Consider the following 14,238-nt stretch of genomic DNA (forward strand, 5'->3'; position numbering starts at 1 on the left):
TAATGCTTTTAAAATACTAATTTAATATTTTAATCTTTCTATGCAAACCTTTAAACTATCCCTCCAGTAAGGGATTTCTAAATTGAATGTTGATTTAATTTTGCTTTTGTCCATTACCGAGAACTTCGGCCTTACTGCTCTTGTAGGATATTGAGATGTTGGGATGGGTTTCACTTTAATTTTAGTGCCGCTTAGCTCAAATATGCCAACAGCAAAGTCGTACCAGGAGGTTACCCCTTCATTGCTATAATGATAAACCCCGTAATCTTCCTGCCCGGACTCGATTATGGATAGTATTGCTCCTGCAAGATCAATGGCATAGGTTGGCGTTCCAATCTGATCCGCGATCACATTCAGTTCATCCCGGTCTGCACCCAGCCTCAGCATTGTTTTTACGAAGTTATTGGCATATTCAGAATAGAGCCAGCTGGTGCGTAATATAAAATGCTCTTGTAGCGTATTGATGACATCCTGCTCCCCCTCCAGTTTAGTGAGGCCATAAATATTGATTGGCTCGGCAAGATCATCTTCTTTCAGCAGTTCCGGTGCGTCACCTTTAAAAACAAAATCCGTAGAGACATGGATTAATATTGCTTTATTTTCTTTGCAAAGCTCAGCAATATTTAAAGCGCCGTCTTTATTGATTTTTCTGCAGAGTTCAATGTCATCTTCTGCCTTATCCACTGCGGTATAAGCCGCACAGTTGATCACATGCGTAGGTTTTTCGTCAGCAAATAGTGTATGAAGTACAGCAGTATCCAGAATGTTTGCGATGCTTTCATCAGGAAAGCTGATGTTATTGATGTTTCTTTCTGCAGCAACTTTTTTGAGGCACTGGCCAAGCTGACCGGATGCTCCGAGAACTAGTATTTTCAATTTTATGTTATTAAACTATTAAAAATCCTGATATAAATTTCTAAAGGTACTGCGTAACCCGAAGGTAAACAATGCTGTGTTTTTAGTTACATTGCTACTTTCTCTTCTTAATACTCCACCTAATTCCAGGCGCAGGTTATATTTTGGATTGATCAGGTATGAAGCCCGGCCTTCCGCAAAATAAAGATTGGTTTTTATGCCCTGACCGATTTTGTTACCATAATCAGATGGATGCACATAGTTATTTAAGAAAATATTCTTTCCATAGTTAAGTCCTTCCGGATCCAAGCCATAGCGTGCATACATCAATTGTCCTTGCAGGTCAAACCGCTTATAGCTATAATTTAAAATCCCTAAAACTTCTCTAAAATTAGCCCCTAATGGATGTGCCAATGGCTGATTCATGGCTGCATAATTAGACACACGACTAAAATGCGCGTAAGTATATGGCCTGGCTGTATTAAACTCAGCGAGATAATTCAGATTCTCGACCTTAAACAGATCTGATCCCCGGAAGCCCAATTGTAAGGCCCATTTATTGGCCCAATAACCTTTGTTACCAAAAAATTCTTTCGCTGTAAATTCATCGATCATGAACTGCCCGTAAACAGTGGTCCTATCCAGAACTTCGTACTTGGTATTGATTCCCAATCGCATCTTATCAGGCGATGTACTATTTGCACTTTCCACGGACCTTAAGAAGATAAAGGGATGTATATAGTTGAAATCAAAGCCACGCTTGCCTTCTGGCTCCGCATCTGCCCAGGTTACGGCCTGGAAAAAACCTATAGAAAAACGGTTGGTGGCATTCCAGTCGATATAATGCATGGCGGCCCATTTGCCCCTGTCTCCTAAACGCCTGTCTGTGGTCAGTTTCTCCGCTCCTGGATCCAGCATATAGCCAAATATAGTTTGATACTGCACATTACCCAAGCTCGCCCTAACCCTTAAAAAAGAATAGTTGGCAGCTACATCAGACAACAGCATCGAACGGTAACCATCTCCAATAAAGTTTTTGTCATAGCCCAATGCAACATTTAGGTGTTTATTGGGTGTATAAGAAAGTAAAGCTGTCACGTACGACCAATCTTTTGTTTTTTTACCCAGTTTCCCCGACATCTCGCTTGGCACAACACCGTTTGAGTCAATAAAATCAGTAATATAATTGGCAAATACAGCCTGGTTCTCGAAGCCATTGGTATAAAAGGAAAATTTTTTACCAACTGTTCCTCCAATCTGAAAACCTCTTGTATTTTTCCAGGTTGTTGTACCGTTTTTAAAATCCCGTCCAATCTGCAGATCCGGGAGATAATCCGCATAAACTGTATAATCTTCACCTACAAAATTGAGCAAATGTTCATCAGTCAGCTTTCTGCGTACCCAGGAACGTTTGATTGTAGAATCAGCGCCCAGCTGCATTAAGCTCTGGTAACGATTGACCAGGAGGGAGTCATCCGCATAAAAACCTTTAATCGCAGAATGGGAACGGCTGTTTACATCATATACCGGTCTATTCAGCTTCTGATAAAATTGATAAGAATAAGGAATATTTACATTGGGTGTCTGGGCTTTTAAGCTGTAAAAAGCTAAAAATAGTACACCCATTAACAGGGATTTTTTCATTTTAGGGGGCTTTCTTCTACCTGAACTTCGGCATCCAATTCCTCAAATACCGAATTTTTACTGACGAATTCAGGAACAATGACCTTCATTTGCCTTACTACCTGCCTGGTATTACCTACACTGGCATGCTGCAGCAACTGATAGATCTGGGTTTCTATTTCGTTAAAAATATATTCTCGAACTTGTCCAATCATGATTTTTTCATGATGGGTAGGCTTAGTAATTTCATTATCATTTAGCAATTCTTCAAACAATTTCTCTCCAGGTCTTAAACCAGAATAAGAAATCTTAATGTCCTGATTTGGCACTAATCCAGCTAAACGAATCATTTTCTTAGCCAATTCTACGATCTTTACTGATTTGCCCATATCGAACACAAAGATTTCGCCACCCTTACCCATACAACCCGCTTCCAATACCAACCTGCAAGCTTCAGGTATAGTCATAAAATACCGGGTAATTTCAGGGTGGGTTACCGTAACCGGGCCACCGTTTTCTATCTGGTGTTTAAATCTGGGGATGACAGACCCATTCGAGCCTAGTACATTCCCAAAACGGGTAGTGATAAACTTGGTGATAGGCTTGATATTGGCATCGTTTAAATAACTCAATCCATTGGAAAAGATCAGGTCCGGATTGTTCAGCGAATTGTTTAGTGACTGTACATAGATCTCTGCGATTCGTTTGGAAGCCCCCATTACATTGGTTGGGTTTACTGCTTTATCAGTCGAGATCATTACAAATTTTTGCACCCCATGCTTGACAGATAGGTCAGCAATGGTCTTGGTACCCATTACGTTTGTTTTAATTGCTTCTGCCGGATTGTCTTCCATCAAGGGCACATGCTTGTATGCTGCTGCATGGTATACGTAATGCGGCTTATAAGTATTGAACAACGACTCCATCCGCTTCTGGTCTTTCACATCCCCGATAAATGCATGAAAATTCGTATTAACATGCGTTTCTTCCAATTCCAGGTAAATGTTATGCAAAGCCGTTTCGCTCTGATCACACAAAATGATTAGCCCAGTTTCAAACTTCAACAATTGCCTCACAATCTCACTTCCTATAGAGCCTGCCGCACCGGTGATTAAAATTCGCTTATCCTTTAACTGATTTTGAATGCCATCAATGTCAATTTCTATGGTTTTCCTATTCAATAGGTCTTCAATATTGATGTTCTGGATTTGTGCTGTTGTCACATGCCCTTTAGCCCAAACTTCAGGTGAGGGGATATTTAGTATTTTAACCTCGTTCTCTAAACAAACATCTACTACCTGGTTCTTACGCTCTGATGGAATAGTATAAGAGGCAAAGATCACTTCATCTACCTCATGTTTGGTAATCAGGTCTTCCAATTGTGCAGCATCCAAAATTCTGACGCCATCTATGGTCTTACCAACCTTACGCAAATCATCATCCACAAACGCAATGATAGTTTTATTCACTTTAGGGTCATGATCGAAAGTTCTTTTAGTTGCCACACCCGCTTCACCTGCACCGTAAATGATAATTCTGATTTTGTCCAGATTAGCATTCTTAATGTACATAAAAAAGTACTTTACAATAATCCGGTAAGTGATTAGCATTAAGAAATTAAATAGCGTATAGGTGATGATAGTAACACTGCTAATCACATGCTGACCGGTAACGACAATAGCTAATGCATGGGTAAAAAACAGGATTAGAGAACTCAGCACAACAGCAAACAGAATTCTGAAAGAATCCTGCGCCGAAGTATATCTGACAATGCCAGCGAAGGTTTTAACGCTATAAAACACAAAAGAATTTACTATAATCACTAAGACCACAGCTTTATAAAAAGCAAGAAAATCTATTGTATCAATAATAAAATTATTCTGCAAAATAATGGCAAATAACAATGCAAGGACACTTAAACAAATATCAATCGTAAAAATAACCCAGCGCGATACAATTTGTAGTTTTGTAAACATACACCTTTACATAAAATGATCTTTGCAAAACTAACAATAATTGAACCAAATTGTTATATTAAGCTAATTAGAAAAATTTAAATACCCACTAAAAACGTAAACAGGCTCGTTTAACATACTTTATCCACCAATAATGGTATGAAAGGAGGCGCGTTTCATATTAAATTATAATATATCATGAGAACTGATCCCCAAAATTTGCGGCCAATTCTTTACCAACTTGTTTAATTTCTTGCTCGTCATTTTTAGGATAAATTAACAAAATTTTGCCGTCATCAACAATTATATAATTGTTCATTCCTTTAATTACCGCGGCCTTGCCAGTGGGGAGTTGAATTATGCAATTTGATGTATTATAAAGGCTTGCGATAGAACAATTTACGGAGTTTTCGTGCTCGTCTTTATTTGCTACGGCATATAATGATGCCCATGTTCCTAGATCAGACCAACCAATATCCGCAGGAATGGTGTATACATTGTTTGCTTTTTCCAGAATGGCATAGTCAATTGAAATATTGGGTGTATGAGGATAAAATTCTTCAATGAATTCATTTTCTTTGATGGTGTTAAAAAAATCATTCCCTTTCTTAAATAAGCTATCAATTTCGGGTGCGTATTGTTCAAAAGACTTTTGTATCGCCTTAGCCGACCAAATAAAAATACCTGCATTCCAAAGGTACTTGCCGCTAAAAAGATATTCTTGTGCTTTATCTAAAGACGGTTTTTCCATAAATGCCACAACTTCTCTAATACCCAAATTACTATGATTATCGGACTTCTTATGCTCAATGTATCCATAACCTGTATCCGCACGGGTCGGTTGAACACCAAGAGTTACCAACGCGTCATTTATGGAGGAAAAATTCAAAGCCTGAGTTATCTTCTCTAAAAAGACATCCTCTTTAAGAATCAAATGATCGGAAGGAGCGACAACAATATTCGCATCCGGATTCAATTGTAGAATTTTATAACAGGCATAAGCAATACACGGTGCCGTATTGTTCCTACTAGGTTCCAATAATATATTTGTATTTAAAAGAGAAGGCAATTGTTCCTGAACCAGATTAGCATAACTCTCATTCGTTAAAACATAGATTTGCTCATTCGGGCAAATCTTCAAAAAACGATCGTAGGTAAGCTGTATTAAAGATTTACCTAATCCCAATATGTCTATGAACTGCTTAGGAAAATTGTTACGGCTTTTTGGCCAGAAACGGGATCCGACTCCACCAGCCATTATCAATATGTATGTATTACTTGCTCCAGTCATTTTCTTTTATTTCGTCAAAAACTTTTCTTATCCCATCTTCCAAAGTGATTTTCGCTTTCCAGCCAAGATTGTTTATTTTATGAACATCCATTAATTTCCTTGGTGTACCATCAGGTTTAGAACTATCTTTTAATATCTTTCCTTCAAAACCAACAATTTTTTTGATCAACTGTGCCAATTCCAATATGGAAATATCGTTTCCTACACCAATATTAACTAATCCTTGCTCATTATAATTCTGCATTAGATATACACAAGCTTCAGCAAGATCGTCAGCATGTAAAAATTCCCGCATAGGTTTACCTGTACCCCATATAGTCACTGCTGTATCACCATTGTTTTTTGCGACAATAAATCGGCGTAACATAGCAGGTAAGACATGAGAATCGTTTAAATCATAATTGTCATTGGGGCCGTATAAATTAGTAGGCATAACAGAAATAAAATTACAACCATACTGGGCACGATAAGCATCGCACATTTTTATACCTGCAATTTTCGCAATAGCATAAGGTTCATTAGTTTGCTCCAATTCGCCCGTTAAGAGATACTCTTCCTTTAATGGTTGCGGAGCTAATTTCGGATAAATACAAGATGAACCCAAAAACATCAACTTTTTTACCCCATTTAGATAAGATTGATGAATAGCATGATTTTGTATCATTAAATTTTCATATAGAAAATCTGCCCGATAAGTATTATTCGCAACAATACCTCCTACTTTAGCTGCTGCTAAAAACACATACTCAGGTTTTTCCTGTTCAAAAAAGGCAGAAACCGATTTAAAATCTTTTAAATCTAATTCTTTTGAGCCTCTGAAAACAAGATTATTAAAACCGTCACGTTTCAATTTACGAACAATAGCCGAACCTACCATTCCTTTATGTCCAGCAATATAAATTTTATCGGACTTATTCATTATTCAAACTGATTTTTCACAGCGTAACCAGCTTCCCTTAACATAAGTTCTTTCCGGAAATGGTCCACATCAGACGCCATCATTTCTTTTACTAATGCTCCTAAATCATACTTCGGATTCCAACCTAATTTTGTTTTAGACTTTGTAGGATCACCAATTAATAAATCTACCTCAGTAGGTCTAAAATATTTTGGATCTACAGCGATTATTTCTTTCCCTATTTCAATGCTAAAATCAATATTTGAGCAAGACCGGACAAATCCTTTTTCCAGCGCACCTTCGCCTTTGAACTCAATTTCAATTCCAACTTCATTAAACGACATTTTTACAAAATCTCTAACTGTTGTTGTAACCCCTGTTGCAATTACGTAATCCTCTGGGGCTTCTTGTTGCAAAATTAGCCACATAGCTTCTACATAATCTTTAGCATGTCCCCAATCTCTTCTGGCATCCAGATTCCCTAGATATAATTTATCTTGCAAGCCCAAAGCGATCTTTGCCGCTCCTCTCGTGATTTTTCTCGTAACAAATGTTTCTCCTCTTAATGGGCTTTCATGATTAAATAAAATACCATTACAAGCAAACATACCATAAGCTTCTCTGTAATTAACTGTGATCCAGTAGGCATACATCTTTGCAACAGCATAAGGTGAACGGGGATAAAACGGCGTTGTTTCAGACTGTGGGACAGCTTGCACTAATCCATACAACTCTGACGTAGAAGCTTGATATATTCTTGTTTTTTTCTCTAGGCCCAGGATCCTTAACGCTTCCAACAACCTTAAAGTTCCAATACCGTCAGCATTTGCGGTATATTCAGGGGTGTCAAAACTCACCTTTACATGGCTCATGGCTCCAAGATTATAAATCTCATCTGGTTGAACCTCCTGAACAATTCTAATTAAATTTGTGGAGTCACTTAGATCTCCATAATGTAATTTAAATTTCAAATCGGCTTCATGAGGGTCTTGATATAGATGATCAATCCGATCAGTATTAAATAGTGAACTGCGGCGTTTTATTCCATGTACTTCATATCCTTTTTTTAATAATAAATCGGCAAGATAAGCCCCATCTTGACCCGTTATCCCAGTAATTAAAGCTATTCTCATATTATTTCTGTTTTTTTTAGGACATTACTTTTCGAATTACTTTAATCACTCTATCTAAATCGGATTTAGTTAAATTAGATCCCGAAGGCAAGCAAAGACCATCTTCAAATAGCATTTCAGAAGTTCCATCACTATAAAATGGTGAATCTTTAAATACTGGTTGTAAGTGCATTGGCTTCCATAATGGCCTGGATTCTATATTTTCATTCGCCAATGCTATTCTAACACTTTCTCTAGTTATTTCGATGTTTGGTTTAATTAATATGCAAGTTAACCAACGATTTGAGTAATATCCTAAAGGCTCTTCCAAAAACGAAATTTCTTCAATCTGATCCAACTTACTTTTATAATAAAAAAAATTGCTTCTACGATTTTTAATATGTAGATCTAACACTTCCATTTGCCCTCTCCCAATTCCTGCAACAATGTTGCTCATACGATAATTATAGCCAATTTCGGAATGTTGATAATGTTGAGCATTGTCTCTAGCTTGCGTAGCGAGAAAGACAGCTTTATCACTACTAGACTTATGTTTCGCAATCATGGCACCACCGCCAGAAGTAGTAATGATTTTATTTCCATTAAAGGATAAGCATGCCTTAATACCAAAAGTACCACACATCTGACCATTTAATTTTGAGCCTAAGGCTTCAGCGGCATCCTCAAATATAGGAATTGAATACTTAGCTGCGATTTCCATAATTTCATCCATCTTTGCTGGCATACCATACAAGTGAACAGGAATAATAACTTTGGGTTTTTTCCCTTTTGCAATTCTATCCTTAATACACACTTCAAGCAGTTCAGGAGACATATTCCAAGTTTCCTTTTCAGAGTCAACAAATACCGGAGTTGCGCCTAAGTATACAATTGGATTAGCGGTAGCAGAGAAGGTCAGACTTTGACATATAACTTCATCTCCAGGGCCGACACCTAATAGGATTAAGCCTAGGTGAATAGCTGCTGTTCCTGAACTCAGTGCAGCTACGTAAATATCTTCGTTTAAATATTTTTTCAGATCTTCTTCAAAACCAGTCACATTTGGCCCTAAAGGAGCTATCCAGTTCGTATCAAAGGCTTCTTCTACGTATTTTCTTTCCCCACCACCCATATGTGGCGAAGAAAGCCAAATTTTCGAATTAATTGACATTCATTTCTTGTTTACAACTTATTTATATATTTCATTCAGCATAGTAATATACAATGGGCATCTAATTCCTATTCAAGAAGAATATATTTGGTGTCATTTTGAGTAAATAATCTTCATAATTGAGAATTTCTTCAGAATTTTCGTTTTGTATTTTATATCCAAGATCTTTAAATAGGTTAATTATCGTCGATTCATCCTTTTGAATTTCAATCATAAATTCCGGGCGATTTTTTTTTATTGTCTCGAGAAAACCCTTTATCACATTTAGTTCAAATCCTTCTACATCAATTTTAACAAAATTTGGTAATTGACTTTTGCCCGCAAAATAAGAATCTAGTCTCATCATCTCTACTTTTTCGTCCATATATTCTGATTCCCTTTCAACTGACTGTTGTCGATTAATATAAAAGCCATCAAAATCTTTAACGAAAGAATTATTTTGCCCAGTTAAAGGATCTAAAAAAAAAGTTTCTATCCCATCATGATCTCCTGCGCCCTTTTCTTCAATTTTAATATTAGATGTATTATAATAACTAATATTTTTTTTTAGGTAAGGCAGATTGTTAGATCCAGGTTCAAAAACCAGAACACGTCCTTTTTCTCCCACTAACGAAGCAAAAAAGGTGGTTATATAACCAATATGTCCTCCTATTTCTAGTACAAAATCACCTTTTTTTATTATGTCCTTAAATTGGTTCATCGTTGTTTCTTCTCTCTTTTTACCATAATACCAATATCCCTTATGGTAATAGGAGTTTAACACCAACTTCTTTCCAGTGTAGTGATGATTGATAATTATGTCCCTGGCTGTCAGCTTTAAAAATTTTAAAGCAATCATTCTAATAATTTTCATTATATGTTGTTTTTAGGCGTGATTTTAATTTGTAATTCGGTAAAATCTGAAACCAATATACAATTAGTTGGCAAAAGTTTGATATCCTGTTTATGAATGTTTTTATTGCCATCTCTGATACATACCATTTGCCATCCCAAATTTAACGGAGCAATAAAATCTTTATTTAAATTGTCTGCAATGTAAATAAAATTAGCCTCTGGATACTTGTTTTCAAAAAAAACAAAATTCCGATAGTCTGGTTTTTCTGATCCAAATTCTTCTGAAATAATAATGTCATCAAAATAATCCTTTAAACCTAGAGATAGTAGCTTATTACGTTGTGTGACGCTTCTACCATCGGTTATTAAACCACTTTTAATTCCTTTTTCCTTAATAGAATTTAAAAAAAATCTAGTCGCATTATCGAGTTCAATATTAGGAACATGGTTTCTATACTCATTCAATAGTAACTCTTTATTTAAATTGGGCACAACTGAAGAGTATTCCTCCAAAACCCAGTCGAACACATTACTTCCTGAATAATAATGATGCAACATTTTTTCAACTAAATCCTTACGCGTAGGCTTAACAATGTTTAATGCGATATGTCTATATGCAGAAACCAAATAATCAATTTCTTTATACAATGTATCATCTAAATCGAAAATCACTACTGAATTACTATCAATTTTCAAATCCATGAACGATTACTTCATCATCATAACGCAACATTAATAAATTTTCTTCCCAATTTTCCTGATAACTACATGTTTTTCCAAAAAAATATTCGTTAATAAGCCATCTGGGGAAGTTTCCCCCAGCAAGATAAGAAAGCGGAAATCCTCCACCAAATCTTGGATTAATTTCAATGCCTAATATATTCTTAGTGTGTACATTAAAGAAAAGCTGCAGCGTTATACAACCTACTGCTCCTTCTATATAGTCTAGCCGCTCTTTTAAAAAACTGATGATTTCATTCTTAATAGTCACCCCTTTACTAATCTCTCCTGCTCTTACCTCAATCCTTTTTCTTGGAACAATACATTTAACGAAATTATCACCTCCGTAATACATATCAATTGTATATTCATGATTGTTTATTGGATCTATATATTCCATAAACATTAACTTATCGTTATTTAAATGATAATCAGTAATCTCACTTTCTTTGTTTATGAGGAAAATATCTTTGCTTAAACTCCCATCATATGGCTTAATAAATACTGGGAATGTCAAATTTCTTTTATCTATCTTTCTAGGAATACAGATATCATGGTCTTGAAAAAAGATATTAATTAGCCTCTTATCTCTACATTTAGAAATGAATTTGGATTCTGATAAAATTAAATGAATATTATGTTCTTTAAACCTATCACTCTGATCAGCAAGAATCTGCAATTCTGTATCAATAGTTGGAACAACCATCTTAATATTATTATCAATGCATATTTTTATGATCTGATTAACGTAATCTGATGACGTAACTTTGCAAATGCTAAAGTATCCATCTGAGATCCTGCAAGCTGGTGAAAGGTCAGGACTTAAATCAGTTGTAAATACCAAACCCGTTGGAACGATGTCCCTTAGTTCTTTTTGAAAAGCTCTAACCAGGGAAACCCTTTTCCCAGCAGAACAAATAATTATATTCATTTAATTGTCTCCCTTAAAATATTCCATTGTCGCATGGCCATCTTGACTGATATTCTCAGATTTAAATACTTTTTTTACAGTTAAGTAAATTATTTTCACATCCAAAAGAAAGCTGAAATTTTCAACATACCAGACATCGTATTTAAACTTTTGTGTCCAGGTAATTGCATTACGACCGTTAACTTGCGCCCAACCAGTAATGCCAGGTTTTACTTGATGTCTTTTCAACTGTTCATCATTATACAATGATAAATATTGAGGCAATAGGGGTCTTGGTCCAATTATACTCATTTGACCAATAAATACATTTATAAGCTGAGGAATTTCGTCTAGCGAACTATTTCGGATAAACCTGCCTATTTTAGTCATCCTTTCAGAGTCAGGCAACAAATTACCATCTTTATCTTTTTTATCATTCATTGTCTTAAATTTAATAATGCTAAATAAGTTTTCATTTTTTCCGGGTCTTTTTTGAAAAAAGAAAGCTTTTCCGTTGTTAGTTATGCATAAAATTATTAGAACGACGACAAAAACAGGAGATAAAACAACAAGTCCCGCTAGTGACAAGATAAAATCTAAATACCTTTTTAAGAAGTTTTTATACATTCCAAGAAACCAAGTAGTCAATTAACAATTTAATAAGCCCCCTCTACATAACACTATTATAGACGTCAATCGTTGATTGAGTGGTCTTCTCCCAGCTGAACCTGTTTATATTTGTAAAACCGAGCTCAACATACTTTTCATTTAGTTGTTCATCTAGCAATTGCTTAATCGCAACCTGTATGCTTTCTGCAACTGGCTCATCCAAAAGAATTGCAGCATTTCCAGCAACTTCAGGCATTGATGAATTGTTCGTCGTAATTACAGCACAACCACTAGCCATTGCTTCTATAATTGGAATTCCAAATCCTTCGTACAACGATGGGTACAGCAAACAGATTGCACTTCTATAAACATCAGAAAGTTGGGCATTATTTACGTTTTGCATGTGCCTGTAACGATTTGGTATATTTGAATTTAATAGAGTTAGTTCATTTTCATTTAAATCTTTACTCCCAATAATAACAAGTTCGACTTCAGAAATGTTACGCAATGCCATGACACATTCACTGAAATTCTTATGCACCGATCTCATCCCAACAAACACAACATATGGTTTATGAAACTTCTTGGCATGGGCTTTTGAATCTATAAGAGAAAATTCAGCTGCATACGATAAATGAATAACAAAAACATTATCCCTGTTAAATTTTGGATAATACTCAATAAAATCTTTTTTTGTATGCTCAGAATTGCAAATAATTGCATCTGCATGCTTGATTGCATTACTTTTTTGCCATATATGTAAATTCCTTTTTATAGGATTTTTCTCGTATTTTTCATAAATAAAATCATAGACAGAAATTACATTCTTTACTCCTTTATCTTGGGTATAACGATAATAACTACTATGCAAAAGCTTTGATTTACCAGCCTGTGGGAGATTAACGGTTCGCAGTTTTTCTAAGAAACGTTTTTTTAGCAGCTTTGAATATAAACCACTTGAATTCGGAGTTTCGTCATAACATAAAAGCTCCACGTCTAAATCAGATACGATCATTTTTTTAATTATCTCATTAAAAGTAGTTGAGATCCCACCATATTTTTGCAAAGAAAATATAATCCCGTCGATTACAATCATATTAATACTTGTATGTTAAAGATTTGCTATCTGACCTATGTAAATTTCTTCCAAACAATCCTATTTATATAAGCTGTATAACTTAGAATTATACGAAGAACTTTCTTTGATACATTATCTACATCATAATCTTCGACAATCTTAAATGCCGCCTTATTACTTGCACTTTGTTCAATTACAATTTCTATTGCTTCGACAACAGAGTCTGATTCTAATCCACACATAATAAGCGTTCCTTCATCCATGCCCTCTGGGCGTTCATGTGCTTGTCTTATAGTAACAGCAGGGAAATTCAAAATTGATGATTCTTCCGTAATCGTGCCACTATCTGATACCACACAAGCAGCATTCATCTGTAACCTTATGTAATCGGGAAAGCCTAGCGGTTTTAAAAACCTTATCCTAGAATCCAAATCTGTGATTTTTTTATCTTCTAATTTTTTTCTTGTCCTTGGATGAGTAGATACAATTACAGGTTTGTTAAACTTGGCTGCAATCGCCGAAAGGGACAGCAAAAGATTATCAAAATTAGTTATAGAATCAATGTTTTCCTCTCGATGTGCGCTTACTACAAAATATTCACCCTTCGACAGATTAAGCTGCGATAAAATATCCGATTGGTCAATTCTTTCAATATATTTTCCTAATACCTCTTTCATAGGTGAGCCTGTCTTAATTATCATTTCAGGCTTTAGGCCTTCAGCGATAAGATACCTCCGGGCATGCTCAGTATATGTCATATTGATATCGCTTAGATGATCGACTATCTTCCTGTTAACTTCTTCTGGTACACGTTGATCAAAACATCTATTTCCAGCTTCCATATGAAAGATAGGAATCTTCCTCCGCTTGGCTGCAATCGCAGCTAGACAACTGTTTGTATCACCTAAAAGAAGTACAGCGTCAGGTTTTTCCCTTTCTAAAACTTCGTCCGCTTTTATAATCACATTTCCAATCGTTTCAGCAAGTGTCGAACCAACGGCCTCTAAAAAATAATTAGGTTTAGGAATATCTAATTCTTTAAAAAAAATTTCATTCAGTTCATAATCATAATTTTGACCTGTATGTACCAAAACATGCTCAATATGCTTATCTAATTCTATGATTACACTGCTTAACTTAATTATTTCAGGCCGTGTGCCTACTATGGTTAAAACTTTCATA

General features: G+C 35.6%; 13 protein-coding genes. All 13 read right to left on the reverse strand.

The features are described 5' to 3' along the window. Positions 1–21: 21 nt before the first annotated feature. The 13 genes from rfbD to wecB all read right to left on the reverse strand — a co-directional run bounded on the left by rfbD (position 22) and on the right by wecB (position 14,237). On the reverse strand, positions 22–876 hold the full coding sequence (gene rfbD, locus R2Q85_RS08900; RefSeq protein WP_316811412.1) for a dTDP-4-dehydrorhamnose reductase: 855 nt from the start codon (positions 874–876) through the stop codon (positions 22–24). Between the two features lie 18 nt (positions 877–894). Next, the gene (locus tag R2Q85_RS08905) at positions 895–2,499 is read right to left on the reverse strand and encodes a gliding motility protein RemB (protein ID WP_316811413.1); all 1,605 of its coding nucleotides are present in this window, start codon (positions 2,497–2,499) and stop codon (positions 895–897) included. After that, a complete protein-coding gene (locus R2Q85_RS08910; protein WP_316811414.1) occupies positions 2,496–4,454 on the reverse strand; it encodes a nucleoside-diphosphate sugar epimerase/dehydratase in 1,959 nt (652 codons plus the stop codon). The genes R2Q85_RS08905 and R2Q85_RS08910 overlap by 4 nt, the downstream gene beginning before the upstream one ends. A 175-nt stretch (positions 4,455–4,629) precedes the next feature. After that, complete coding sequence (locus tag R2Q85_RS08915; RefSeq protein WP_316811415.1) at positions 4,630–5,724, reverse strand: mannose-1-phosphate guanylyltransferase; 1,095 nt, start codon at positions 5,722–5,724, stop codon at positions 4,630–4,632. Further along, positions 5,708–6,643 carry a GDP-L-fucose synthase gene (locus R2Q85_RS08920; RefSeq protein WP_316811416.1) on the reverse strand — a complete coding sequence of 312 codons (936 nt, stop codon included), beginning with the start codon at positions 6,641–6,643 and terminating at the stop codon, positions 5,708–5,710. The genes R2Q85_RS08915 and R2Q85_RS08920 overlap by 17 nt, the downstream gene beginning before the upstream one ends. Continuing rightward, entirely contained in the window at positions 6,643–7,755 is a 1,113-nt protein-coding gene (gmd, locus tag R2Q85_RS08925) for a GDP-mannose 4,6-dehydratase (protein ID WP_316811417.1), read from the reverse strand. The genes R2Q85_RS08920 and gmd overlap by 1 nt, the downstream gene beginning before the upstream one ends. Positions 7,756–7,771: 16 nt before the next feature. Continuing rightward, positions 7,772–8,905: a DegT/DnrJ/EryC1/StrS family aminotransferase gene (locus R2Q85_RS08930; protein WP_316811418.1), complete on the reverse strand. Its 1,134-nt coding sequence runs from the start codon at positions 8,903–8,905 to the stop codon at positions 7,772–7,774. A gap of 61 nt (positions 8,906–8,966) precedes the next feature. Beyond that, the gene (locus R2Q85_RS08935; RefSeq protein WP_316811419.1) at positions 8,967–9,758 is read right to left on the reverse strand and encodes an FkbM family methyltransferase; all 792 of its coding nucleotides are present in this window, start codon (positions 9,756–9,758) and stop codon (positions 8,967–8,969) included. Then, positions 9,758–10,441 (reverse strand): HAD family hydrolase, encoded by a 684-nt coding sequence (locus R2Q85_RS08940; RefSeq protein WP_316811420.1) that lies wholly within the window; start codon positions 10,439–10,441, stop codon positions 9,758–9,760. The genes R2Q85_RS08935 and R2Q85_RS08940 overlap by 1 nt, the downstream gene beginning before the upstream one ends. After that, positions 10,425–11,390, reverse strand: a complete 966-nt coding sequence (locus R2Q85_RS08945; RefSeq protein ID WP_316811421.1) for an ATP-grasp domain-containing protein — start codon at positions 11,388–11,390, stop codon at positions 10,425–10,427. The genes R2Q85_RS08940 and R2Q85_RS08945 overlap by 17 nt, the downstream gene beginning before the upstream one ends. Then, positions 11,391–12,017 carry a sugar transferase gene (locus R2Q85_RS08950; RefSeq protein ID WP_316811422.1) on the reverse strand — a complete coding sequence of 209 codons (627 nt, stop codon included), beginning with the start codon at positions 12,015–12,017 and terminating at the stop codon, positions 11,391–11,393. Between the two features lie 22 nt (positions 12,018–12,039). Continuing rightward, a complete protein-coding gene (locus R2Q85_RS08955) occupies positions 12,040–13,074 on the reverse strand; it encodes a glycosyltransferase family 1 protein (RefSeq protein WP_316811423.1) in 1,035 nt (344 codons plus the stop codon). 35 nt (positions 13,075–13,109) lie between these two features. After that, complete coding sequence (wecB, locus tag R2Q85_RS08960; protein ID WP_316811424.1) at positions 13,110–14,237, reverse strand: non-hydrolyzing UDP-N-acetylglucosamine 2-epimerase; 1,128 nt, start codon at positions 14,235–14,237, stop codon at positions 13,110–13,112. Position 14,238 lies beyond the last annotated feature (1 nt).

Source organism: Pedobacter heparinus (genome assembly GCF_032678725.1).
GTDB lineage: Bacteria > Bacteroidota > Bacteroidia > Sphingobacteriales > Sphingobacteriaceae > Pedobacter > Pedobacter heparinus_A.

Coding starts and splice junctions, on each gene's coding strand:
- R2Q85_RS08905 (WP_316811413.1), bottom strand. CDS start 2,499: ATGAAAAAATCCCTGTTAATGGGTGTACTATTTTTAGCTTTTTACAGC.
- R2Q85_RS08910 (WP_316811414.1), bottom strand. CDS start 4,454: ATGTTTACAAAACTACAAATTGTATCGCGCTGGGTTATTTTTACGATT.
- R2Q85_RS08915 (WP_316811415.1), bottom strand. CDS start 5,724: ATGACTGGAGCAAGTAATACATACATATTGATAATGGCTGGTGGAGTC.
- R2Q85_RS08920 (WP_316811416.1), bottom strand. CDS start 6,643: ATGAATAAGTCCGATAAAATTTATATTGCTGGACATAAAGGAATGGTA.
- gmd (WP_316811417.1), bottom strand. CDS start 7,755: ATGAGAATAGCTTTAATTACTGGGATAACGGGTCAAGATGGGGCTTAT.
- R2Q85_RS08930 (WP_316811418.1), bottom strand. CDS start 8,905: ATGTCAATTAATTCGAAAATTTGGCTTTCTTCGCCACATATGGGTGGT.
- R2Q85_RS08935 (WP_316811419.1), bottom strand. CDS start 9,758: ATGAAAATTATTAGAATGATTGCTTTAAAATTTTTAAAGCTGACAGCC.
- R2Q85_RS08940 (WP_316811420.1), bottom strand. CDS start 10,441: ATGGATTTGAAAATTGATAGTAATTCAGTAGTGATTTTCGATTTAGAT.
- R2Q85_RS08945 (WP_316811421.1), bottom strand. CDS start 11,390: ATGAATATAATTATTTGTTCTGCTGGGAAAAGGGTTTCCCTGGTTAGA.
- R2Q85_RS08955 (WP_316811423.1), bottom strand. CDS start 13,074: ATGATTGTAATCGACGGGATTATATTTTCTTTGCAAAAATATGGTGGG.
- wecB (WP_316811424.1), bottom strand. CDS start 14,237: ATGAAAGTTTTAACCATAGTAGGCACACGGCCTGAAATAATTAAGTTA.